General features: G+C 35.0%; 15 protein-coding genes. 4 read left to right on the forward strand and 11 right to left on the reverse strand.

Annotated elements, in window-relative coordinates; all coding sequences use genetic code 11:
* Nucleotides 1–69 precede the first annotated feature (69 nt).
* The 4 genes from AC1B0Z_RS09835 to uvrC form a co-directional block, all read right to left on the reverse strand.
* A complete protein-coding gene (locus AC1B0Z_RS09835; RefSeq protein ID WP_483791799.1) occupies nucleotides 70–1224 on the reverse strand; it encodes a homogentisate 1,2-dioxygenase in 1155 nt (384 codons plus the stop codon).
* Nucleotides 1225–1586: 362 nt separating this feature from the next.
* Nucleotides 1587–3827 carry a patatin-like phospholipase family protein gene (locus AC1B0Z_RS09840; protein ID WP_483791801.1) on the reverse strand — a complete coding sequence of 747 codons (2241 nt, stop codon included), beginning with the start codon at nucleotides 3825–3827 and terminating at the stop codon, nucleotides 1587–1589.
* A complete protein-coding gene (locus tag AC1B0Z_RS09845; protein ID WP_483791803.1) occupies nucleotides 3824–4438 on the reverse strand; it encodes an immunity protein Imm33 domain-containing protein in 615 nt (204 codons plus the stop codon). The genes AC1B0Z_RS09840 and AC1B0Z_RS09845 overlap by 4 nt, the downstream gene beginning before the upstream one ends.
* On the reverse strand, nucleotides 4428–6221 hold the full coding sequence (uvrC, locus tag AC1B0Z_RS09850) for an excinuclease ABC subunit UvrC (RefSeq protein ID WP_483791804.1): 1794 nt from the start codon (nucleotides 6219–6221) through the stop codon (nucleotides 4428–4430). Before uvrC ends, AC1B0Z_RS09845 begins: the two co-directional genes overlap by 11 nt.
* A 130-nt stretch (nucleotides 6222–6351) precedes the next feature.
* Here uvrC and AC1B0Z_RS09855 point away from each other — a divergent pair, with 130 nt between their 5' ends.
* From AC1B0Z_RS09855 to AC1B0Z_RS09870, 4 genes are read left to right on the forward strand one after another with little or no spacing between them, the layout of a single operon-like run.
* A complete protein-coding gene (locus tag AC1B0Z_RS09855; protein WP_483791805.1) occupies nucleotides 6352–6783 on the forward strand; it encodes an ATP-dependent zinc protease family protein in 432 nt (143 codons plus the stop codon).
* Nucleotides 6761–7633, forward strand: a complete 873-nt coding sequence (gene rimK / locus AC1B0Z_RS09860) for a 30S ribosomal protein S6--L-glutamate ligase (protein WP_483791807.1) — start codon at nucleotides 6761–6763, stop codon at nucleotides 7631–7633. The genes AC1B0Z_RS09855 and rimK overlap by 23 nt, the downstream gene beginning before the upstream one ends.
* 56 nt (nucleotides 7634–7689) lie before the next feature.
* Nucleotides 7690–8661, forward strand: a complete 972-nt coding sequence (locus tag AC1B0Z_RS09865) for a succinylglutamate desuccinylase/aspartoacylase family protein (RefSeq protein WP_483791808.1) — start codon at nucleotides 7690–7692, stop codon at nucleotides 8659–8661.
* A 6-nt stretch (nucleotides 8662–8667) separates the two neighbouring features.
* Entirely contained in the window at nucleotides 8668–9231 is a 564-nt protein-coding gene (locus tag AC1B0Z_RS09870) for a 5-formyltetrahydrofolate cyclo-ligase (RefSeq protein WP_483791809.1), read from the forward strand.
* On the opposite strand, the gene AC1B0Z_RS09875 is transcribed toward AC1B0Z_RS09870, so the two are convergent.
* From AC1B0Z_RS09875 to AC1B0Z_RS09905, 7 genes are all read right to left on the reverse strand, one after another.
* A complete protein-coding gene (locus AC1B0Z_RS09875) occupies nucleotides 9228–9947 on the reverse strand; it encodes a hypothetical protein (RefSeq protein WP_483791811.1) in 720 nt (239 codons plus the stop codon). The genes AC1B0Z_RS09870 and AC1B0Z_RS09875 overlap by 4 nt on opposite strands.
* Nucleotide 9948: 1 nt before the next feature.
* Nucleotides 9949–10572, reverse strand: a complete 624-nt coding sequence (locus AC1B0Z_RS09880) for a lipoprotein signal peptidase (RefSeq protein WP_483791812.1) — start codon at nucleotides 10570–10572, stop codon at nucleotides 9949–9951.
* A gap of 121 nt (nucleotides 10573–10693) precedes the next feature.
* Nucleotides 10694–11077 (reverse strand): TraR/DksA family transcriptional regulator, encoded by a 384-nt coding sequence (locus tag AC1B0Z_RS09885; protein WP_483791814.1) that lies wholly within the window; start codon nucleotides 11075–11077, stop codon nucleotides 10694–10696.
* Between the two features lie 4 nt (nucleotides 11078–11081).
* Nucleotides 11082–14480, reverse strand: coding sequence for an isoleucine--tRNA ligase (gene ileS, locus AC1B0Z_RS09890; RefSeq protein ID WP_483791816.1), 3399 nt, complete (start codon nucleotides 14478–14480; stop codon nucleotides 11082–11084).
* Between the two features lie 245 nt (nucleotides 14481–14725).
* Nucleotides 14726–21463, reverse strand: coding sequence for a DUF6923 family protein (locus AC1B0Z_RS09895; RefSeq protein WP_483791818.1), 6738 nt, complete (start codon nucleotides 21461–21463; stop codon nucleotides 14726–14728).
* A 3-nt stretch (nucleotides 21464–21466) separates the two neighbouring features.
* Complete coding sequence (locus AC1B0Z_RS09900; protein WP_483791819.1) at nucleotides 21467–21757, reverse strand: hypothetical protein; 291 nt, start codon at nucleotides 21755–21757, stop codon at nucleotides 21467–21469.
* A gap of 369 nt (nucleotides 21758–22126) precedes the next feature.
* Nucleotides 22127–25852, reverse strand: coding sequence for a LamG domain-containing protein (locus AC1B0Z_RS09905; RefSeq protein ID WP_483791821.1), 3726 nt, complete (start codon nucleotides 25850–25852; stop codon nucleotides 22127–22129).
* Between the last annotated feature and the right edge of the window lie 178 nt (nucleotides 25853–26030).

The following is a 26030-nucleotide window of genomic DNA, read 5'->3' on the forward strand; positions in this document are numbered from 1 at the left end:
ACCGCGTTTCCCCTAAGTTGCCAAAAATCTCCACTATATTTCCCCTACTTCGGAGGGGCTAGAGGAGGCTTATAACCACGACGTATGATAACTACCATCCGCAATTTTCATTGCATCTTCTGTTACCATTAATGGCTTAAATGTATCTACCATAACCGCTAGCTCTTCTGTTTCAGTTTTACCGATACTACGTTCTGTAGCTCCAGGGTGCGGGCCATGTGGAATACCAGCCGGATGCAATGAAATATGACCCGCTTCTATATCATTTCTGCTCATAAAATCGCCATCTACATAATACAATACCTCATCACTATCAATATTACTATGATTGTAAGGCGCTGGAATAGATTGTGGGTGATAATCATATAACCTAGGCACAAAGCTACATACCACAAAAGCATCCGTTTCAAATGTTTGATGTACTGGCGGTGGTTGATGGATACGGCCGGTAATGGGTTCAAAATCATGGATTGAAAACGCATACGGATAGTTATACCCATCATACCCAATCACATCGAAGGGATGGGAAGCGTATACCATCTCTATAATATCATCTTGCTTTTTTACTTTTATTAAAAAGTCGCCACTTTCATTGTTGGTTTCTAGTTCTTCTGGCCTTCTGATATCGCGTTCGCAAAATGGGGAATGCTCCAAAAGCTGCCCAAACCAGTTTCGGTAGCGTTTTGGCGTATAAATAGGTCGTCTAGATTCTACAATGAATAACCGATTATCTTCTGTATCGAAATCGATTTTATAGATAATCCCACGGGGAATCAAAAGATAATCGCCGTATTTAAAATCGAGATTCCCTAACATGGTCCTCAATTTTCCTGCGCCTTTGTGCACAAAAATTAATTCATCAGCATCTGTGTTTTTATAGAAATAATCTGAAGTAGACTGTTTTGGAGCCGCTAAAATAATCGCGCAATCGCTATTGATTAGTACTGTCTTTCTACTTTCCAGAAAATCATTCTCTGGTTTTATTTGAAATCCTTTTAAGCGATATGATTTTATATTATTTGCTTTGGCAATTTTAGGCGCAACATTGTATTGGTTTTTTATTTCTTTTACCTGTGTTGGTCGCTGTTCGTGATAGCTATTGGTGGACATACCATCAAAACCTATGGTGCCAAACAGTTGTTCGTAATACAAACTACCGTCTGGTTTTCTAAACTGGGTATGTCGTTTTGGGGGAATCTTCCCTAATTTATGATAAAATGGCATTTTTTTTTAATTTATACGTTAACCCTTCGATTGTACTTACGGGACAAAATTTTAAAAATCAGTAGTCTATAAAGATACTAAAATGCCTGCTTATTCAGGATTTCTCTTGATAAGATAGTGTAGAAATTGTAGTAAGTCTTCGAAAAAAAACTTCATAACTACACAAATATCGTGAAAAAAAAGAATAGTTAAAAACTCTCGCAAAATCGCTAAGGCGCAAAGAGCTTTAATGCTGTTGGCAGATGGGACGCGTTAGGGATTGAGGCATTTGTTGAAGCTCCCCGACGCAGGAGGGAGCGACTCCCGAAAGCCCGACCCCTTGCAGGTAACCTGCCTACCGGCAGGCAGGCGCCCAAATAACGTTAAAACCAAAAACCTACATTAAAATACCATACACTATCCTTTTGCTCTGGCGAATAGCTATATTTTATTTGAATAGGCCCAATAAAGCTTTCTAAGGCATAGCCCAAAGCGTAGCCCCTATAATCTGGCAAGGTAAACCACTCGCCTGTTTCAAAAATATCATCATCAATATTGGCCCAGTTGCCTTCTAGTGTAATATGATGTTTATGAAACACTTCGTAATCCATACTAAAATAAGCTTTTACATAGCTGTTCCCTGTAAGTGAAAAAAAATCGTATCCATAAAAAGGAATGAAGTTATTGATAAGATTATTTCCATAGCCGCCCAATGCAAAATCTAAGGTTGTGGTAGACTTATCGCCCAATTTGAACCCGCCTCCTGTTTGTAAATTGAAAGACACTTTTGGAGATACGCTAAATGCATATCCCATTGTGGCTCTGGCAATAGAAAAACTTTCGAAATCTTCATTAAAATGCGATGCAAACAAATAGGTATGGAAATCTCCATTGAAAAACACGCCTCTTTTTGGAAAATATTTGTTATCGTAAGTGTCTAATTTCAAGTTTCCAAATACACTAAAATAATCGGTACTTTCGAAAATGAATTCGTCCTGATTTGTGTTGGCAATAGTTTCAGAAGTTACTTGCAAGCGTTTGTGTTCTGCTCCTAGGCTTAATGCAAAATCTTTTCTGAACAATGTATTAAGATAAAACTGATTGGTTTGATCATGAAGCGATGCATTAACCTTATTTAATCCCGTGCTTGCAATTTGAGTATCATCCAACAATAACTCCGCATTCACATCTTTTTTAAATGCATTATATCTTGAACGCAAGCCAATACTCCAATAAAATCCTTTATCAATAAAATAATTGAATTCGTAGCGCACGTTATCTCCAAAAACCATATCTAAAGACATAATATCATTACCAAAGAATAGGCTTTTCTTTGTAAGATTTACCAAAGCACCACTTTTGTACAAATCGTCATAATGAACGCCCAACTTTAAAAAGGTAGTTGTTTTATTTTCATTAGCCTTGGCAGATAAATCATAAGTATTTTTTTCATCTGTTGGCTCTAAATCATAATAAAATGAATCAAAATTATTAGTTGCTATTAAACTGTTTAATCCTTTTGTAAAGTTTTTATACGACACTTTTTCATCGCCTTTAAGCTTTAATTTTCCCAAAATGTAGGAACGCGTATATTTACTATTTCCCTTTACTTTAATATCTCTTATCACTATACTATCTCTATCTACTTTTGTGACAAGTTTGTTAATATTTAAGTTTTTAGTTTTAGGTAGTTGTTTTAAAGCTTCTATATTTTCAATTGCCGCCTTGGCTCCATTCGCAATAATGTTATTCCCTTCATTAAAAGATACCACATTAAAATCCTTAATATCGGGCTTGATGTAAATATCTGTTTTTGGTGCCTTTAACTTCATATCATTTATCGTTCTGAAGTTATTGATTTGAATAAGCACATCAGGAGCAGACGTTAATTCCTCAATATTTAACAACCCATCCTGAACATCCACGCCTATAATGATATCCATTCCTTTTGCTCGCAATTCATCAATGGGATAATTATTTACTACGCCACCATCAATTAGTATTTGATTATCAATTTTTACAGGCTGAAAGAGCGAGGGTAATGCACCACTTGCCATAACCGCATGTGTTAAGTTCCCCTTTTTAAGCATCACTTGCTTTCCTGTTTCCAAATTAGTTGCAATACAGAAAAACGGAATTGGTAAGTCTTCAAAATCATTAATATTACTTACATGCAGCATTAATTTTGATAAGAGATTATAAGTGTTTTGGCCTCTGGATAATGCCGATGGTAATTTTAAATTGAAGTTTTCAAACGGCAGCGTAATGGCATACCGCTCAGAATTATTACGTTCATAAAATGCTTTGGAGGCTCTCGGTAAATCGTCGTTTATAATCTTATCAAAATCGATACTATTAAAAATGGAATCCAGCTCCTTACCCGAATAGCCTGAAGCATAAAGTGATCCTATAATAGCGCCCATGCTAGTTCCTGCTACGTAATCTACATGTATACCTAAAGTATCCAGCACTTTTAAAGCCCCAATATGTGCCAACCCTTTTGCACCACCACCGCTTAATACTAATCCTACTTTGGGTCTGGAGTTGTCTTCTACTTGATTTTGCGCTCTCGTGGAAACGAATGCTAGCAGGAAAATGGTTGATATGAATAATTTTATTCTCAAATATCTTTCAATTTAGGATCATACCATACATTCTCAAAATTATTCTCTCCAATTAAAAATCTAAACCCAACATCAAGCCCTAGGTACTTTATTAGTTCTGGTTTTTCTTGAAGTAAATGTTTAGCACAAATAGGCTTAAAAAAATCTTCGTTTTTAGACCATTCTCCACTCCAAATACACCATCCACTTGATGCGCCTTCCTTTGGGTGTCTTAATCCATTAATTGGATCAGAGGATAAATCATTTGAAACACCTATCTTCAACTCTTTGTTTATTGGGCTCCACTTAGAATCATAAGTCTTACATAAATCTTTCTGTTTTCCAATATGTGTGTTCCATGAATTATATTCCAAAAGTAGATCTTCATTTGTTTTTAGCCTATGTTTCCATAGCTCTACGTTTTTTCTGGTAATAGGGAAATTGATTGAAGGATTATCTAACTGGTAAATCACTTCCGCAAGGGTATCATCATCCCAAACAAAAAAATCATTAGTAATCAGTTTCCATGCATAATCTTCTAATTCATTTGCATCGATTTCACCAGACAAAAATTCATCACACTTTGTAATTAAATTTACTCTGGTTATCTCTATTTCTGAATTACTTCCCATGATAATAATTATAAACCTTTTCTGCGCGAGATATCCCAACCACAGCTTCCAATTCATCTAACTTTGCATGCGCCACACGTTTTGCCGATTTAAAATGCTTTAATAGTTCTACAACCGTTTTTTCTCCAACGCCTGGAATGGTCTCTAATTCGGTATTCAAAGCACTTTTGCTACGCTTATTTCGGTGGTGTTCTATACCAAAACGGTGCGCTTCGTTTCGTAATTGCTGAATAATTTTTAGTGTTTCACTTTTCTTATCTAAATATAGTGGAATTGGGTCGTTTGGGTAAAATAATTCTTCCAAACGTTTTGCAATTCCGATGATGGCAATTTTACCTCTCAACCCTAAAATATCTAAACTCTTTAATGCTGATGATAATTGTCCTTTTCCACCATCAATTATTATCAACTGAGGTAACGGTTGGTCTTCTTCTAACAAACGTTTGTAACGTCTATGCACTACTTCTTCCATAGAGGCAAAATCGTCTGGACCTTCCACTGTTTTTATGTTAAAATGGCGGTAATCTTTTTTACTCGGTTTTCCGTTTTTAAACACCACACAAGCGGCAACGGGATTTGTACCTTGAATATTGGAGTTATCAAAACACTCTATATGTCGTGGTTCTTCGCTTAACCTTAAATCTGCTTTCATCTGAGCCATAATACGGTTGGCATGTCTATCAGGGTCAACAATTTTCATCTGTTTAAAACGCTCCATCCTGTAATACTTAGCGTTTCTTAAGGATAAATCCACGATATGCTTTTTATCACCCAATTTAGGTACGGCTACCTTCACATCTTCACCCAAATCCACTTTAAAAGGCACGTAAATTTCTTTTGAATTGGAATTAAATCGTTGTCGAATCTCTGTTATTGCCAATTCCAAAAGCGTCTTGTCCGTTTCATCCAGTTTCTTCTTCACTTCTAAGGTATGCGAACGAATGATAGAACCATAGGACAGTTGTAAAAAGTTAACATAACCATAACTTTCATCACTCATTATTGAGAACACATCCACATTGCTGATTTTTGGATTTACAATGGTGGATTTGGCTTGATAATTCTCCAAAACCTCAATTTTCTCCTTTATTTTTTGTGCTTCCTCAAAATGCATACTTTCAGCAAGTGCTTTCATCTGAGCCCGAAACTGCGATAAAGAATCCTTAAAGTTTCCTTTAATAATTTCCTTTATGGTCTTGATATTGTTATGATATTCTTCCTCGGTTTCCAAGCCTTCACAGGGTCCCTTGCAATTTCCCAAATGATATTCTAAACACACTTTGTATTTCCCTGCCTCTACTTTTTCCTTGCTTAAATTGTAATTGCAAGTTCGTAATGAATACAAGCCCTTTATCAAATCTAGCAGGGTTCTAACCGTTTTCATACTAGTGTAGGGCCCAAAATATTCGCTACCATCTTTAAAAACGCGTCGCGTGGAAAATACTCTTGGGAAACGTTCATTTTTAATGCAAATCCATGGGTAGGATTTGTCGTCCTTCAACATCACGTTGTAACGCGGTTGGTATTTTTTTATCAGGTTATTTTCAAGAAGCAATGCATCTGTTTCAGTTTCTACAACTATATGCTTAATTCTAACAATCTTTTTAACCAGAACCCTTGTTTTGCCATATTCATGATTCTTGGTAAAATAAGAACTCACCCGTTTTTTTAAATTTTTGGCTTTACCTACGTAAATGAGGGTATCATCTTTATCATAATACTGATAAACTCCTGGTTGATTTGGTAGGGTTTTTAGTTGTATCTCTAAGTTTGGGGTATCCATTGATGTAAAGGTAAAAATTTTAAAAGTTACAGCTTAGATTTCATTGTTTTTAACATCCTAAAATTTCTTATTTTTTGAATTTTGAATCGATAATTTTTCTACATTCGCATTCTTTTTTTGATAATTAAACATGACGAAAAAAACTATTGGAAGAATTGACAAGGTTGACTTTCCAGAATTGAATCTATATAATGTACCATCGAAAATAGATACCGGCGCGTATACTTCAGCCATACATTGTTCTAAAGTGGAAATAGTGGATGGTTTGCTACACTGCTATTTTAATGGGCACACTATTGAAAACCCTGTTATTTTTAATAAATTTTCACTAACCGATGTAAAAAGTAGTAACGGCTTTAAAGAAAACAGGTATAAAATTAAATCTGAAGTTATTGTGTTTGGTAAGTGCTATAAAATTAACTTAACTTTAAGCACGAGAGACGATATGAAATTTCCTGTTTTAATTGGTAGACAATTTTTAAGCAAGAAATTTATTGTTGATGTAGATTTAGAAAACGTTTCTTCAATTAAAAAAGCTCATGAATATTGTAATTCTCTCTAGAAATGCCAACTTGTATTCTACAAATAGACTTGTGGAAGAAGGGGAACAGCGTGGACATCAAATGGAAATTATTGACCCTTTGAAGTGCGATATTATTATAGAAAAAGAAAAGCCTACCATTTATTATAAAGACCGTTATCTGGATTATGTTGATGCCATTATTCCTAGGATTGGGGCATCGGTTACGTTTTTTGGATGCGCGGTAGTTCGACAGTTTGAAATGATGAATGTGTTTACTTCAGTAACATCTGATGCCATTATTCGATCTCGTGATAAACTAAGAAGTTTCCAACGTTTGTCTAAAGCAGGTATCGGTATGCCAAAAACCGTGTTTACCAACTATTCCCGTGATGTTGAAAAGGTGTTGTCTCATGTTGGTGGCGCACCCGTAATTATTAAACTGTTGGAAGGTACTCAAGGTTTAGGCGTAGTTTTGGCAGAAACAAGAAACGCTGCGGAATCGGTTCTGGAAGCTTTTAATGGTTTGCAAGCACGAGCTTTGGTTCAAGAATATATTGGAGAAGCCAAAGGCGCAGATTTAAGAGCTTTAGTTGTTGATGGACACGTTGTTGGTGCGATGAAACGTCAAGGAAAAGAAGGCGAGTTTCGCTCTAATTTGCACCGCGGAGGTTCAGCAGAAATCGTGCGATTAACCGAAGCTGAAATAAAAGTAGCAATGAAAGCTTCACGCGCATTAAAACTACCTGTTTGCGGTGTGGATATGTTACAATCTAATCGAGGACCGTTACTTTTAGAAGTTAATTCCACACCCGGTTTAGAAGGGATTGAAGGCGCCACGGGAAAAAATATAGCAAGAAGTATCATCACCTATATTGAACGGAATAGATAATTAGATTCAAATTCCGAAAAGCAAAAAATTTAAACTCCAAAACGAGGTAAAAACTCATGACAACAGAAAAAACATCTCTAATTATTCTTGGAACTGAAGTACTACCTGGAGAAACCAAAGAAGTAAATTTTGATGTTGCCAACTTGCATACGGCATCACCTATTGATGTCCCGGTAATAATAAGTCGCTCTAAGAAAAAAGGACCAACAGTATTATTTACTGCCGGTATACATGGCGATGAGGTTAATGGTGTTGAAATTATACGGCAACTCATTGCAAAAGGCATTAACCAACCTAAAATTGGCACTATTATTTGCATGCCTGTAATTAACATTTTTGGTTTTATCAATATGAAACGTGAATTTCCTGATGGCAGGGATTTAAACCGTGTATTTCCTGGAAGCACAAGCGGGTCATTAGCCAGTCGTGTTGCCAACAAATTAATAAAAGAAATAGTGCCTCACGCTGATTTGATAATAGATTTTCATACAGGAGGTTCGGGACGATTTAATGCGCCACAACTGCGCTATACCAAATCCCAAAAAAACCTGAACGAATTTGCTGAAGTTTTTGGCGCACCATTTGTTTTATACTCCAAGAACCTAACAAAATCCTTTAGGACAACTTGTACTAAATTGGGCAAAGATATGCTTCTTTTTGAAGGCGGAAAGTCTTTTCATATCGATGATGTAGTAACCAACTCTGGCGTTAATGGCTCAAAACGTGTCCTAAAACATTTGGGCATGTTAAAGACGGTTTTTAAATCCTCGAAACCTAAAAAGAAATGCGTATTTATTGAAGACAGCAAATGGCAAAGGGCTAAATATTCAGGGATGTTTAAGGCCGCTATTCCTGTTGGCTCACAAGTTGAAAAAGAAGATATTATTGGCAATATTACCGATCCTTACGGAAAATTTAATTACTTCGTAAGAGCCCAATATTCAGGGTATGTTATTAATGTGAATGAATTGCCCATTGTTTATCAAGGTGATGCGTTATTTCATATTTCTACTAAAATTAAATCTTAGTTTGAAATGCTAAAACAAGATTTAAGAAAGAAATATAAAGCACTACGCAAAGCATTATCAGAAGAACAAATAGATGACTTTAGTATTGATATTGCTAACCAATTATTAAAACTTCCAATCTGGGATTACTCATACTATCATATTTTTTTATCCATAGAAGAGCAAAAGGAGGTTAACACCGACTATATTTTGAATATTCTATCAGGAAAGGACAAAAACATCCTCGTTTCAAAAAGTGATTTTGAAACGGGAGAGTTGACGAATTATTTGTTAACCGATAACACAGTTATCAAAAGAAATAGTTACAACATCCCCGAACCTATTGATGGTATCGAAATCTCAAATGATAAAATTGAGGTGGTATTTATTCCGCTTTTAGCTTTTGACAAACAAGGTAATCGTGTAGGTTATGGTAAAGGGTTTTATGACAAATTCTTAAGTCAATGTAAACCTGAAACAATCAAAATTGGTTTATCCTTTTTTGAAGCCGAAGACGAGATTAGTGATGTTTTTGAGGGTGATATTGGGTTGGATTATTGTGTAACGCAATACGGGATAACTCCTTTTTAATTTATCTTAAAAAAAAGATCCTCCTTAGTATAGTCGCACGCTTCATCAATCACTATGGTTTTATCAATTTTCCAGTAATCGAGAAGCTTTTCTTTCAGAAACATACTGCCATCATATTTTAATATGCAGCGTTCGGCATAAATCCCTTTAGGTATGTTCTTTTTGCTTTTCCATTCCTCATAAGCAGTGGAAAAAGGCAGAAGAGGTAAGTGAAACTTGGTTTTCTTGTCAATTAAATAGTAAGTTGTAGCCAACTTTTTTCTTTTTGCTCGTCTTGGTTTAATTGAAGATAGTTTATATCTGGAATATGACATCCCATTTTGTACAGTATCATTCAAATTAATAAAATCGTAGTTATTTATTTGATGAGGGAAGGTACTATATTTCCGCGCATATTTACAATCTACTTCAACAGTTTCAGCTATATTCAATTCGGATTTGGGAAGATATACTTCGAATATAATTCCATCATTGTCCTGAAAGTGCATTTCATAATTTAAACTATCCTTTTCAATAAGAACCGCATGAAAATTATTCTTTTTTGAATTTGACAAATAATATTTCTTAATATTTTTCCCTGTCCAGTGGATCGAAGATTTAGGCCAGATTAATTCATACTCCAAACAATAATCAAAATGATATTTTTTCTGAGAAAAACTCTCTATTCCTACTAATAGTAGCGCTAGCAATAAAAAGTATTTTTTTTTAAAATACATATTAGTCATTTTTAGCAAACGCCCTCTTATTAAAAACAATCAGCATCAAAAATCCTGTACTTATAGCCATATCAGCAATATTAAAAACGGGTTCAAAAAACGTAAAGTACTGCCCGCCATATTTCGGGATCCATTCGGGGAGATAACCTTTGTACAGAGGAAAATAGAGCATATCTACCACTTTACCATGTAATAATGTATCATAACCGCCTTTTTCTGGCAAAAATGTAGCTACTTGGTTAATACTATCATTAAAAAAGACGCCATAAAACACAGAGTCGACAATGTTCCCCAAAGCTCCAGCAAAGATTAAGGCAATGGCTACTATTAGAATTCTAGAACTTTTCTTCTTTGTGGCAGTCCATAACCAATAGCCTATACCAAAAATGGCGACTACCCTAAATAAGGTTAAAAATGTTTTAGCCGACCTATCCGAAATAAACGACACAAAATCACTTATGCGGGTGCCCCAAGCCATCCCTTCATTCTCAATAAAGTATATTTTAAACCAACTGAATACTTCAACACTCTCATGGAGCATAAAATTCGTTTTAATATACACCTTACTTATCTGATCGATAAGTAAAACAATGATGATTAAGACTATGGATTTTTTTAGAGACATTTATTTTTTGATTCCTGCCTTCGCAGGAGTGACAGCCTTGATAAAATTAGAAACGCCCTTCTCTAGTATATTAAAGATAGGCGTTTTTAAATTATGAGATTCCTTTTTTCAAAGGAATATATTATTTCTGCATGTTTTTAGCTTCAATACTTAAAGTTGCATGCGGTACTAACTCTAAACGTTTTTTATTGATAAGCTTACCCGTTACACGACATACACCATAGGTTTTATTTTCAATTCTGATTAAAGCATTCTTTAAATCGCGAATAAACTTTTCTTGACGAATTGCTAATTGCGAATTAGATTCTTTACTCATTACAGCACTACCTTCATCAAATGCCTTGAATGTAGGCGATGTATCATCTGTACCGTTGTTGTGATCGTTCATATACGCACTTTTAATCAATTCTAAATCATGTTGCGCTTTATCAATTTTTTCTTGTATTAGCGTTTTGAATTCTGCCAATTCACTATCGGAGTATCTTACGTTTGCATTTGAAGCCATAATTTTAATGTTTTGTGATAGATAATTTGGTATTTACATCATCAAACGCAATCTCAATACCATTATTTATCTGATCAATAATTTCTAATTCTTCGGTTAATGTTTCGGTTTTTATATATTCTATATTAGAGTCTACAGCTTGTTTAACCTGCTCGTCTCTTTGCAATTTTACATCTATTCTATCGGTTACCTCAAACCCAGAATCTTTTCTCAAATTCTGGATACGATTTACTAGTTCTCTCGCAATTCCTTCTTTTCTTAGTTCATCAGAAATAGTAACGTCTAAGGCTACTGTTAACGAACCTTCGTTTGTCACCAACCAGCCTTCGATGTCTTGCGAGGTAATTTCAACATCATCGCGTTCTAAAGTAATGTTTTTTCCGTTTATTTCAACGTCAAAACTTCCATTTTGCTCGATTTTGTTAATATCTTCAGAAGTAAAGTTCATTACTTTACCAGCAATAGCTTTCATGTCCTTTCCAAAACGAGGCCCAAGAACTTTAAAGTTTGGTTTTATTTGCTTCACCAAAATATCAGACGCGTCTTCAAGCAATTCAATTTCCTTTACATTTACTTCGTGCTTAATCAAATTTGAAACCGCTAAAATCTCTTCTTTTTGCTGTGCACTGCTAATAGGAATCATAATTTTTTGAAGTGGTTGGCGCACTTTTATCTTCTCCTTAGCTCTTAACGACAACACCAGTGATGATATTGTTTGTGCTGCTTCCATTTTACGTTCCAAACTTTTATCTACAAAAGATACATCATACTTTGGAAAATGTGCTAAATGTACACTATCAAAAGCTTCCTTCTGGGTAACTGCATTCAAATCTAAATACAACCTGTCCATAAAAAACGGCGCAATAGGTGCTCCCAATTTTGCGATAGTTACCATACAGGTATACAATGTTTGATACGCCGAAATTTTATCAGTTTGGTAATCGCCTTTCCAGAAGCGTCTTCTGCTTAAACGTACGTACCAGTTACTCACATAATCCTGCGTAAAGTCTGAAATTGCTCTTGCTGCCTTTGTTGGCTCATAGTCTGCATAATAATCATCTACTTTCTGAATTAAAGTATGTAATTCAGATAGAATCCAACGGTCTAATTCTGGACGTTCTTCTAAAGGAATATCGGCTTCAGCATAACTGAAACTATCTAAATTTGTATATAAACTAAAGAAAGAATACGTATTGTAAAGTGTTCCGAAGAATTTACGTTTTACTTCGGCAACACCATCTAAATCAAACTTTAAATTATCCCAAGGGTTTGCGTTTGAAATCATGTACCAACGTGTGGCATCTGCACCATAAGTACTTAACGTTTCAAAAGGGTCCACGGCATTCCCCAAACGTTTAGACATTTTTTGTCCGTTCTTGTCCAACACTAATCCGTTAGACACTACATTTTTGTAAGCGATAGAATCAAAAACCATGGTCCCAATAGCATGTAATGTGTAGAACCATCCACGGGTTTGGTCTACGCCTTCTGCAATAAAGTTTGCTGGGAATGTTGTCCCCTTATCAATAAAATCAGCATTCTCAAAAGGATAATGCCATTGCGCATACGGCATAGAACCAGAATCGAACCAAACATCTATCAAATCGCTTTCGCGTTTCATAGGTTGACCTGATGGTGATACCAGCACGATTTCGTCTACAATATTTTTATGTAAATCTATTTTGGCGTAATTTTCTTCGGAATTGTTGCCTATTTCGAAATCCTCGAAGATGTCAGACGGGATGAATCCCGTCTCTACGGATTTTTTCATTTCGGTTTTTAATTCCTCGACAGAACCGATACACAATTCTTCTTTACCATCTTCGGTTCTCCAAATTGGTAATGGAATGCCCCAATAACGCGAGCGTGATAAATTCCAGTCGTTCGCGTTTGCCAACCAATTACCAAAACGCCCTTCACCTGTACTCTTTGGCTTCCAGTTGATGGTATTGTTAAGTTCGTGCATGCGCTCTTTAACATCAGTAACCTTGATAAACCAAGAATCTAACGGATAATATAAAATAGGTTTATCGGTACGCCAACAATTTGGGTAACTGTGCTTATATTTTTCAACCTTAAAGGCCTTATTTTCTTCTTTGAGTTTGATGGCGATTTCAACATCTACAGAACGTTCTGGAGCTTCACCTTCACTGTAATATTCGTTCTTAACATATTTACCTGCCAACTCCTGCAATTCTGGACGGAAACGCCCCTGTAAATCTACAAGTGGCACTAAATTGCCATTTTCATCCTTTACCAACATTGGTGGCACTTCAGGTGTTGCTTGTTTTGCAACTAAAGCATCATCAGCACCAAATGTAGGCGCAGTATGAACAATTCCTGTACCATCTTCCGTAGTAACAAAATCACCAGAAATTACTCTAAATGCATTTTCAGGATTATCATTTGGAAGGGTGTAAGGTAAGAGTTGCTCGTAGGTGATACCCACTAAATCTTTACCAACAAATTCCTTAACTACATAAAATGGAATTTTTTTATCACCAGATTTGTAATTTAATAATTCTGACTTCTCTTCAACTCTATTGAACTTTCCTGAAAACTGGTAGTTCACTAATTTCTTAGCTAAAACAACATTTATTGGTTCAAACGTATATTGATTATAGGTTTCAACTAAAACATAATCGATTTTTGGACCAACAGTTAAAGCGGTGTTACTTGGCAACGTCCAAGGTGTGGTAGTCCAAGCTAAGAAGTAAATATCGCCTTCATTCTGTAAAAAGTCTGGTAATGATTCTGAATTAGCTTTGAATTGTGCTACTATGGTTGTATCAGTTACATCCTGATACGTTCCTGGTTGATTCAACTCATGCGAACTTAAACCTGTTCCAGCCTTTGGCGAATAGGGTTGAATCGTGTACCCTTTGTACAATAAATTTTTATTGTAAATCTGTTTTAACAACCACCAAACCGACTCCATGTATTTAGGCTCATACGTAATATACGGATCTTCCATATCTACCCAATAACCCATCTTTTCAGTAAGGTCGTTCCATACATCGGTGTATTTCATCACCGCTTTTCTGCATGCAGCGTTATAATCTTCAACCGAAATAGTTTTACCAATATCTTCCTTTGTAATACCAAGTTCTTTTTCAACGCCCAATTCAATAGGCAAACCATGAGTATCCCAACCAGCTTTACGCTTTACTTGATAACCTTTCATGGTTTTATAACGTGGGAAAATATCTTTTATAGCACGCGCTAAAACATGATGAACTCCCGGAAGTCCATTTGCAGATGGTGGGCCTTCATAAAACACATAAGGTTCATTACCTTCTCGAGTAGACACACTCTTTTCAAAAACATTATTTTCTTTCCAATAGCTTAGAATGTCGGCTGCCACTTTTGGTAAGTCAAGTCCTTTATATTCAGCAAATTTCATCTGATACTATTTATTTATTTTTCAATGGACAGATGTAAACTTTGATTTTTATAATTATAAATTATAATCATCTAGTTACCAAAGTTTTCGCGCTCATTTTATTATCTTACTTTAAAGATTGCGAAATTAAGGAATTCTATTAAAATGTAGATTATGTTTTAAGGAAAAAGGGGGCTTCATTTATAAGTTATTTTATAAAGTAAAAATTACAGATTTTAATACATAGTTTATAATTAATTAGTGCACTAATTAATTATAATTTTCTCAGTCTTTGTATTATTTTCAGTTTCTAAATACACGATATATGCTCCTGAACTTAAATCTGATATTTCTAATCCATTTTCTAAAGCTTTATTAGAAACACCATTAAACTCAACTATGGTTTGCCCTAGCATATTTATTAATTTAAGCTTATCTACAGATGCGTTTAATCCTTTAACAAATAATAAATTTGCGTTATTATTAAAATAAATTAAACTGTTATTTTTTGAAAACTCATCATTGTTTAACGCTTGTTCTGTTTGAAACACGACATCAAATCTATCATTAAATAATCCTTTATCTGATGTGAAGTTATATGCTAAACCTGATTTTAAGTCATGATACGTTCCTGTATACTTATCTAGTAAATACACCTCTTGATCTTCTGGAAAATCTACAAACTCTGTTGCTTTAATACTATATGTTAACTTACCATCTGATTGAAAATTAAGATCTATTACTTTATCTGGCGTTATATTAGAAAACCCTTGAATTACTGTTGATAAATTATTTAATGGCATTGTTAAATCGTTTACAAAGGTTTCTGTAGCTATGGCATCATAACCATAATCATAACCATCTGTAGTAAGGTTACTAAAGCCTAAAACCATTTCTCGTCCCAAACCATTATTTGTTGTAAATTCTAGTTTTATTTTTTGAATAATATCTTCGGTTGATATTTCTGTATCGTTTCCTTTTTTTGTCTTAGCGTTACTATTAGTTTTAAAGAATACCGATTCTCCTACCGCTTCTCTTCTAAAAATACGTTGCCCATTGTTAAACTGAATATCTCCAGAAGGGCTTACAACTTCTACCATAAAACTTTGTGCAACAGGAATAAATTGAGTTGGAGTTTTTATACCTCCTTGAAAACCTGTTGATGCCCCATCTAAACCTATAAATTGGTAGGCTCTTACTTTAGCCATTAAATTTAAAGTGGCATAACCTCCTTGATAATTATTTAAAACATGCGAATTGCCTCCCCATTGCTCCCAAAGATAAATAGTGCCCGATATTACCGACGAATTATCGGCAATAAATTGATGAGCATCTATAGCTGAAGGATAAGGATTGCCTACTAAATACTCTGTTTTACTCACACCTCCAACTGATCCTGATCCACCAACATCACTAGCACTTAATAAAATTGTACCGTTATTTGGCTTTCCCTCAAATATATATTGAGATAACGAACCACCTCCTTTTTGCGTATAACCCAACCCTGGGGCTATTGGTGAACTTTCGTTTAGTCCTGCCCACTCAAAGTAAGTAATACCATTTATGTAGGTATATAACCAATACGTACTAATAAGCCCATCTTGATGATATGCATCTGTGAATTGTACAAGATTTCCTGAGGCATCTTTTAAAGTATTTAGTGTAAATGCAGTATTATTTGGATTATTACTACTAGTGTTTTCGTTAATTAAACCTGTTCCTGTTGGTGCTCCAACTGGAGAACTCCAATAATTATATCTGTAAACATTACTTTGACCTTCTTGACGTCTTAATATTTTACCATCATTAGAAGTTACTAAATCACTATGTAAACCTTGTATTAATTGAGAGTCTTCCAATAAATCTATTGTGCCGTTTAACTCTAAATACCATGAATTATCTATGGCGTTATCTCCAGAAATGGTAAAGGTATTTCCTGAATTAATAAGTAACCCTAAACTGTTATGAGAATTTGATGTGGAAATAGCATTCTTTATATGAACTATACTCCAATCTTTATTATTTGCAACATCTTCAATATCCCAAACATTACCATGTAACCATGTACTCTCCTCAGTCCAACCACCATCACTTATTGTTTCATAAGGCATTGGCGCTGTTTGTTCTTGTAAAGTTGTAATATTATGTAATGTTAAATGGTTTCCGTTTGCTGAATAATCAGCTGTGGTACTATTAATTATGTCATTCAATGGATAGTAGGCTAATACATTATTCCATGATATATTATGCCCTGTTGAAATATCTACAATATCTTTAGGAATAATTGTGCCTTGTACATTATCTAAATTATTCTGAATTTCTTGGTACACCATCTGTTGAATTTGATCAGTTGTTAAAGCTCTATCAAACACGCGAACCTCATCTATTTCTCCATTAAAATATTGCTGATTAGATGTGTTTCTTGATAAACGCCCTATTTCAAAATTACCATTCCAACTACTTGTACATAATATAGTTTGCCCTATTTGGTTTGTATTTGTAAAAGATGTTGATTGCTGTCCATCTATGTATATGGTTTGATTTCCTGTACTACCATTAAACACACCTGTTACATGATGCCACTCGTTGTAGTTTACAACTGTACCGTTAGTAGCACTTGTAAATCCTGCGGTAGTTCTGGTGCCAAACACTAACCTATTACCATTTTGAACATATAACCTACAAGAAATATCTTCACCAGCAATAGTTATATTAGAAACACCTGCATTTGTTGGGTCTATTTTTACCCAAGCCATTATAGTAAGCTCATCTAAACCATTAAGTATGCTGTTACCAGATAAGTAGTCGTCTACCCCATCAAAGTCTATTGTTGCGCCTTCTGGAGGCGGACTACAAAAGTTAATATCATATAATCCGAAGCCTGGGTTACCGCCATCTGTTAAATTTGAGCCTGGGTTTATTGAAAACTCTATAGTTACAGTATCTACAGGACTATTAAAAGCTACAAAAACAACACCATCTCCAGAACTAGAATTATTGGAATTTACTGCTTCATTACCAATAACTTCGTTACCAGTTATTGAATGGTTACTTGTTCCTTGTAAAATTGGGGATACAGATGTTCCACCTAGTGAGCCTGTAATTACAAATTTTTCCTGTCTTAAATATGCTCCTACATTACCATCTACATCAAATAATTTAAAATTAACTCCTTGCAGACCCTCACCTGAAACACCTAAATCTAATTGAATTGACAAAGTATTTGTATCTCCAAAAGAAGCTAAATCTACTGAAGTTATTAAGGTTTCTTGTGGTGACGCTTGATCACCTCTGTAGAATGTTAAATTATCTGGTTGTGGAGGTGTCGTTGCTAAAGACCCCGAAGGATCAGATACTGAAACGCTTATTGAATGACCATTGATATCATAAGTGTTATTTAAATCACCACCAGTCCAATCCACTACAGACCAATCTAAAGTATTTTGATTTGCTAAACATGTAGAATTAAATCCGTCTCTGTAATCAAGATCTCCTCCTGAAATACCTAAATCTCCATCAGAATCTGGTAAAACGGAAAGATCAGTAGGGTCATTAATTTCATCATTTACATCATACGGATCATTTACATTACCACCTTCAAACACATCATCTAGACCATCTGAATCAGTATATGTTGCTGATATTAAATTAACCATTCCGTTTTCCTCAATATCTGGAATTCCATCATTATCACTATCAGTATCGAGATAATCAAAAATACCATCACTATCTGTGTCTTCTAATGAGGTAAAACCAGTACCATAATTATCATCCACACCATCATTGTTGGTATCTGTTATTCCTGAACCAATTCCGCTAGGTGCAATATATCCTATGGTTGGTTGCGCTTCTATATTATCTGGAATACCATCGTTATCACTATCAATATCTAAATGATCATAAAAACCATCATTATCGGTATCTAAAGCCCAAGCCCACAAAATGGCATTTATCAATAAATCTTCACCAGCTGCGTTTAATCCGCCATTATAACTTGTATGAGGTACCGCTACTCTTCTACCTGGAGCAATTCCTGCATCCATGGTTTCACCAATTTCCCATGCTACCATACTTACCATACCATTAGGATGCTCACCTAATTGTGTTCCAGTTAGAATATTAGCTACAATGTAACTTCCATCACCAATATCTAGATTACCTAAAGGTAAACCCAGAGTTATTGGATGAGTGTTATCTATAATATTAATAAAAGGAGTAGCAGGGTTTGCTGCTGCACCTGTTGTTCCCATAATTTCATCAAACAAAGCATTTTCACTAGTAACTATACCTTTTGTAGTGGTTGCTAAATTGGCAATATTTGCAAATGTTGTCCCACTGTTTACTGTAGGATGTACATAGGTTACAGAATAGTTATTGACATCTTGAGAATCTGTATCATTTGCTATTGTAACCGTAAAACCTAAGCCTATTAATTTATCTATTGTATTTTGTTGATCTTGCGTAATAGCGCCTCTTAAAACCCATAGTAGCGTTTTTGGGTGCTCATCAGTATCTAGAATACCATCATTATCATCATCTAGATCACAATCATTACCTATTAAATCCCCATCAGTATCTATATAACGAGGGTTGTTTGTATCACAAGTACTACACTCGTTTGCCTGTAAGGTATTATCTATACTTGTTCCAATACCTTGGCCGCCACTAGCTGTATTTGGAACACCATTACCATCAATACCTCCTATTATTTGGGTACTGCCATTTAAGTCTGAATATCCTATCTGACTGTTAGGTGCATCTCCTTCCAAGGCATCTGGACAACCATCATTATCTGAATCATTGTCTAAATGGTTTGGAGTACCATCGTTATCTGTATCTACCTCAGCACAATATGATAGCTCATAAAACTGAATGGTAGCATGATTGTTTTCACCATCTGTCTTTCCAACTGTAATTACTAACTCATCTGTAGGTCCATTAATTGAAACCTGCACACTATTTGATGGGGCATTTGCGCCACCACCATTTATATCGTAGGCACTTTGCCCTGATATAGCACCATCATTCAAATTAATATCTGTTATGGTAATAGGAACATTTGCGCCACTATTTGTAGCTATTAAGTCTGCTCTATCTTGATTATCAAAACCACCAAGTTTAAATGATAAATTATAAACAGGTTCAGAAAAGCTAAACGTATAAACTGCAACATCGCCATTAGGGAAATCTGTTGTTATAGGTTGCATATTAATATAACTTCCTGTTACACCAGCAGCTGTTTGTGAACTAACTCCTCCAGACCAATTTGCTGAACCTAATAATTCGTATGTAAAATCAATTGTTACACCTCCAAAAGGGTAAACATTATTTATAGTTCCTGGATTTGAACTATTATCTGAAAAGGTCTGATTTAAATCTATAAAACCAGAGCAATTAAGCTCATCAGTATCTAAAACACCATCATTATCATCATCTAAATCACAATCATCACTTATATTATCTCCATCATTATCAGGATTTCCTGATGCTAATGCATCACATGGATCTACATATTGAATACTTACTTGATAATCTTCAACTTCACCATCTGGGGCAATTTCTGTTGCATTTAGACTTGTTAAAGAACTCCATCGTAATCTAGCAAAACTTGGATTGGTTGTATTTGCTGATGGAGGGACCATAAACGTTACATTTATCACACCATCACTAGCCGTAGTATCTCCTGAAGTACCATCATCTTGTAAATTTATAGCTACTTGTTCTCCTGCATCTCCAAAATCACCATCTGTATTAAAATCTATCCATACTTGTAAAAATCCGTTTGCACCAGTAACTGAGACGTCCCATATTGCGGGTTGCCCAGTTGAAAGTGTCGTTAATACAGTATCATCATCATCAAAATTAGCTCCACCTGTATCTGTATCATCTCCGTCTGCGGTTGCAGTTGATTGTGCTGAAGCATCGTCATCTGGTACAGCAGCACCTATATAATATGAGTTTCTAATTGTATGTGAAGTTGAACCATAAGACATTGGTGCATCTGAAAAATCAGTATCAAAATTAAAAATACTATTTGAACATGAAAAACCGTCGTTACTAGATGTGATTGCTGCAGACCCTAGTAGTGTTGGGGTTCCTGTTGTAATATCAAACTCGTATAATCCGCCATCACTATTTCTTATTCCTGCAATACGCCCAGAAACATCAGCAAACATAGCCCCCCAACTTTCGCTAATAGTACCTGCGTTTCCAACAACAATAGTAGCTCCTGTGGAAGGATTTATTGAAACAAAATTCCCATTGCTATTTTGAACACCATAAAACAATCCAGTAACTGGATTATAAGCAAAATCTGCTACAAAATCTGCCTCTGTTCCAATAGCTAAAGTACTCACAACTGCAACTGCATCTACATCTACCCGATAAATATTTCGACGATATGTTGGATCTGAGCTTTTAACATATAAATAACCATCTGGACCAAAATCTCCAGAAGTGTAATTTGTTCCTGTAGGTAAGCCAGAAATGGCACCTAATTTAACAACTGAACCGTCAGATCCGATAGCCCATAAATTAACTGTACCGTTATTAATGGCATAGGCAATATTATTTGAAAGTCTATAGCCTGAAGCATTAAGTTGTGAAGGAGCTGGACTGTTTGGTAAATCGTTGAAAGTATTATTACGGATATCTATAAGACCTATTTGAGCTGGATTTGCATAAACTTGATAAAGTTTTCCGTCGCAAGTAAAAGGTGGCAAACTAGCTACAAGATCGCTTACGGTAAGCAGTGTTACTAATACATTATCAAAGTACATATCTTCTGAACTGGAATTATTAGAAGTAAGAATTCTAATTTGAGTATTTGCATCTCCACCTTCTAAAGGTAGAGATATTGAACCACTAACTGTATCACCACTACTAGGGCAAGGTTCTGTAAGTGTTTGAAGCGTTGAAAATGCGCCACCTCCATACGAAACTTGAAAAAACGTTTGATCATCAGCTTCAAAACCAGAACTACTGTCTACACATCTCCAATCCATGGTTCACGTTGCAGCGGGAACGGAACTTAAATCTACTGTTCTTGTAAAAGACCTATTGGTTCCTCCATCTGAAAAAGCTTCTTGACCAACTACTGTTGGAGACCCAACGGTTGTCCATGATGCAATTGCCCAACCTGAACCTCCAGAAAAATTATTAGAAGAAAAATTATCTGTAGCATTTTGTGCATAAAGATTGCTTAAGCTAAACAAAAAAAATACAAAACATACAATTTTAAAAAATTGCTCATTTTTTATAATAGAAGTACCATAAGTATAAGGTAGCTTTATATTCATAAGTAGTATTAGTTTAAAAACTATTATTTATTTACTACAATAAAATATTTAATTCAATGGAGTGTATTTTGAGGGAAAGTCATACTATAAAAGACAAAACTAATGATTCACAAGAGATTATCCAATTAAAACCACTACTTATTATCGATAAAGTGCTATAAAAATTCGATTAAATCCATTTTATTTAATGCAATATCATCATAATTTAGGTACTAAATAAGATGGAAAATCGAGTTTTTCGCCTCTAAAATAGTTTATACTATCCGCTATGCTGATCTTAATTAATTAGATGGACCAACCTTAGCGACTAAACAAAAAAGACTACTCAAAATAGTAGCCTTTTTAATTTTTTTCTATTTAAACGATGTGTTAATTCACCATAATCTTCTTAGTAAGCACCTCATTTATATCTGTTCTGATAAAAACTACATAAGTGCCTGTTGCTATATTATTGAATTGCATACCATTTTCTAATCGTTCTCTTGAAACATTTGCCATTTCTATTACAGCTTGCCCTCGCATGTTTATTAAGGATAACTTGCCAACATCGCTATTTAATTTTTTAATATATAGTGTACTAGTACTAGTTTGATAATAGATATAGTTTTCATTTGCTAAAGATTCTTCAATACTTAAACTTTGTTGCTCGCTTTGGAACACAATCTCCAATCTATCATTAAATATGCCTTGTGCTGAGGTAAAACTATAGGGCTGATCGTTTCTCAGATTGAAATACTCCCCTGTTAAATTATCCCTTAAATAAATATCTTGATCTTCTGGTATATTTTCTAGTTCTGAAATCTTGATCTCAAACGTGTTATCGCCAGATGACCTGAAATTTAAAGGCACGACCTTATCGAGCGTTATTGGACTATATGCCTGCATATTCATATTTTTTCCATCAAGTACCAAATTCAAATCGTTGTTACTTATGTCATCCGTTTCGGCTTCATATCCGTAATCATAACCATCTGAAGTTATGTTGCTAAACCCTAACAATAGTTCTCTTTTTGATTTTGATCCAACTATAGTATTAAATTCTAAGCGTATTTTTTTAACGAGCTCTTCATCATTTTCACCGTTTGTAGTATTGCCAGTGGATTTAGATGATGCTTGCTTTAAAAATACCGAACCATTATCGTATTTCCCATCAGCTTCGGATTCTTTTATAAATACGCGCTGACTGTTATTAAATTCTACATTACCATCTGCTACTATTTCAGTCATAAAACCTTGCCCCACTGGTAAGTACCTTGTAGGCAGCGATGTTCCTACGGCTTCACCTGTTGTTCCTCCGTTAAGCCCTGAAAATTGCCGTGCCCTAACGGCTCCTAATTTGTTTACTTGTGCGTAACCTCCATTGTAATCAGCCATATTATGAGATGCTCCGCTCCATTGTTGCCACAACTGGATAGTGCCATCAATAACCCCTGCATTGTCGTCAATAAACTTTACTATATCAATTGCACTAGCATAAGGGTTTCCTAGAAGAAACTCTGTTTTTGATTCTCCAGAAATTGAACCAGCACCTCCTTTATCCTCTACGGGAATCAATATAGTACCATTATTTGGTTTACCTTCAAAAATGTATTGCTGCTGGTCAGCTGGTATTCCTGTTCCCTTTTGCGTATAACCTATACCAGGAGCAAGTTGTGTTGAAGGCGTTATTTGAGCCCAATCCCAATATGTGAGGCCATTAATAAATGTATATAGCCAAAATGTGCTTATGTTTCCGCTTGCAGTGTAGTTATTGGTGAATTGTGTATTGAAACCAGCATCGTCCTTTAGCATATCCAACCTAAAATCAGAATTATTGGGGTTATTGGTTGATGTATTATTATCAACTAAAGGGGATACGCTTTTTACCCCTATTGGAGATGCCCAATAGTTATACCAAAACGGACTTGAGGCCCCTTCTTGTCGTCTTAAAATTTTACCTTCTTTAGAGGTTACTAAATCACTGTTCTCGGTTTGAACTAATTGGGAATCATTCTTAAAATCAATAGTACCATTAAGTTCTAAATAATAACTATTTCTTAATTCATGATCCCCCTTAACAGTAATAGTTTTTTCAGAATCTAGAATTAACCCTGATGTTTTAATTGAGCTATTAACCTCTAGGTCATGGCTTACCCTTACGATAGTAAAATCAGAGTCCTGTACTTCTTTTGTATCCCTTACATCAGGCAACTCCCATACATCTTTACTTTCCCAACTACCATTACCTTTTGTTTTAAATGGCATGGGGGCTGTTTGCGCCTTTACGGTTTTGGCATTGTATATTGTAGCAGTATTTTCAAAGGACGAAAAATCTTTAGTGGTAGCACTAATAATATCGTCCATTTTATAATACGCCACCAAACTAGACCAAGGTAGTTTTTCGCCGCTAGCATTATCAATTATAACTTTTGGGATAACTACTCCTGCAACGCTTCCACTATTTTCCGTAATTTCTTGATATATAATCTTCTGAAGTTGATTATCGGAAAGCGACTTATTAAATAACCGTATTTCGTCTATGTCTCCATTAAAGTACTCCTTATTACCCGGCATATTTCTTCCAATAGTGAAAAGGTGTTGAGAGGATTCTAAAGGCTTCGAAAATAAGTCATTATTCCCTTTTTTTGCTAAATGTCCGTTTATAAAGACCTTTAACTTATTCCTTTCTAATGAATTATTAAATACTATGGCTACATGAGTCCACTGATTATTTCTTAAACCTTCCAAGAGGTCATTATCACTAACAACAATGGATTTACCATTAATTCTGGCTATTACATTCTTGTTCTTATTGACTTTTAACTTTAATTTACCCTGGCTAAAAAGTGTTCCTGTTTCAAAAAAACCCTCATCTAATTTTACCCAAGCCATTAAAGTTAGTTGTTTATAACCGCTAAGATTTAATTTACTATCTAAATAATCATCTACACCATCTAAATCTATAGTAGCAGATGCTGGTGGGTTAGGGGTAAACATATCCTGGGAATCTGGAATACCGTCCCCATCAGTATCTTTATCGTCGTCTTCATTTATAAAATTGATGCTGTAGTCTTCAATTTCTCCTGATTGGTAATTGAAATCACAAGCACTAAAATTTTCTTTTTCACCTGTTCTTAAACCAAATCTTATCGTAGATTTTCCAGATTTTACTGTACTTGGAATTGGTATTTCTATAGGTATTTTGACTGTTTTGACTCCTCCTGTATTTTTGCTGTCCTGAAACGGAAATAGAAAACGCTCTCCTACGTCATCGAAATCGTCGTCATCAGCTTCATTAAAATTTAACCAAACCGCTAACATATTTGTATTGGTATTCCATCCATTAATTGTTGCTGTCACCTCTGCTTTAAATTCAGAATCTACAGCAATATCAGCTGCTGGTAAATCAATATAACTACTATATCCGCCTGTTTCGCCTGAACTGCTATTCTCAATATTTGCAAACGAAACTTTTGATATGAAATTCTTATTAAAACTTCCTATATTTTTAGGCTCACAATGGTTTGGTGCATCTTCATCTCCACCCTCATAATCAGAGATAAAAGTGATATTATAATCCTCAACTTCACCTGCCTGATATTTATAATCGCAGGATTCAAAGCTATTTTGATTACCCGTTCTGTAACCTACGCGAAGTCTCGACTTTCCAGAAACAACGTTTTCTGGAATTTCAATAATGAAGGGCACTTTCACTGTTTTGTTACCCCTAACACTCTGGTTATCCTGAAATGTAAACAAAAAACGTTCTCCAGCATCATCAAAATCATCATCATTACCTTCGTTAAGGTTTATCCAAATTATTACTGTATTCTTCTTTTTATTCCATCCATTAATTGTAACCGTAATTTCTCCTTTGAGCAATTCCCCAGCCACAACTTCAGTTGCTGGTACATCTGAAAAAAATGTGTAGCTTCCAGTTTGCTCATTACTACTATTATTTAGAGTGCCTATTGAAACATTAGAGATATAATTAACATTAAATTTACCAATGTTTTTTGGCTGGCAGTACTGTGCGTTAACCGCGCTTGTGAAAATGAAATGGAAATTGAGTAGGACTAAAAACCTAAATAAAAGTTTCGTATAATTTCTTTTCATAGTCTAATTGTTTGGGGGTCAATTAAATTTTTGCAGGCAGTAAATACTTACCCTAAGAAATCGAAAAACTGAGAGAATGCTTAACAATAACGTTCTTATGTGTGGCTAAAATAATACAATTTATTTACAAAACCTAGATATATGGTATATTTTTTAGGATAAAAAGATGTTTTAATCG

This window comes from Hyunsoonleella sp. J2K-J805, from assembly GCF_057167125.1.

Bases quoted from the DNA above. Each gene is read 5' to 3' on its own strand.
- uvrC (WP_483791804.1), bottom strand. From the start codon at position 6,221: ATGGATACCCCAAACTTAGAGATACAACTAAAAACCCTACCAAATCAA.
- rimK (WP_483791807.1), top strand. From the start codon at position 6,761: ATGAATATTGTAATTCTCTCTAGAAATGCCAACTTGTATTCTACAAAT.
- AC1B0Z_RS09880 (WP_483791812.1), bottom strand. From the start codon at position 10,572: ATGTCTCTAAAAAAATCCATAGTCTTAATCATCATTGTTTTACTTATC.
- AC1B0Z_RS09865 (WP_483791808.1), top strand. From the start codon at position 7,690: ATGACAACAGAAAAAACATCTCTAATTATTCTTGGAACTGAAGTACTA.
- ileS (WP_483791816.1), bottom strand. From the start codon at position 14,480: ATGAAATTTGCTGAATATAAAGGACTTGACTTACCAAAAGTGGCAGCC.
- AC1B0Z_RS09905 (WP_483791821.1), bottom strand. From the start codon at position 25,852: ATGAAAAGAAATTATACGAAACTTTTATTTAGGTTTTTAGTCCTACTC.
- AC1B0Z_RS09845 (WP_483791803.1), bottom strand. From the start codon at position 4,438: ATGGGAAGTAATTCAGAAATAGAGATAACCAGAGTAAATTTAATTACA.
- AC1B0Z_RS09875 (WP_483791811.1), bottom strand. From the start codon at position 9,947: ATGTATTTTAAAAAAAAATACTTTTTATTGCTAGCGCTACTATTAGTA.
- AC1B0Z_RS09855 (WP_483791805.1), top strand. From the start codon at position 6,352: ATGACGAAAAAAACTATTGGAAGAATTGACAAGGTTGACTTTCCAGAA.
- AC1B0Z_RS09835 (WP_483791799.1), bottom strand. From the start codon at position 1,224: ATGCCATTTTATCATAAATTAGGGAAGATTCCCCCAAAACGACATACC.
- AC1B0Z_RS09870 (WP_483791809.1), top strand. From the start codon at position 8,668: ATGCTAAAACAAGATTTAAGAAAGAAATATAAAGCACTACGCAAAGCA.
- AC1B0Z_RS09895 (WP_483791818.1), bottom strand. From the start codon at position 21,463: ATGGATTGGAGATGTGTAGACAGTAGTTCTGGTTTTGAAGCTGATGAT.
- AC1B0Z_RS09900 (WP_483791819.1), bottom strand. From the start codon at position 21,757: ATGAATATAAAGCTACCTTATACTTATGGTACTTCTATTATAAAAAAT.
- AC1B0Z_RS09885 (WP_483791814.1), bottom strand. From the start codon at position 11,077: ATGGCTTCAAATGCAAACGTAAGATACTCCGATAGTGAATTGGCAGAA.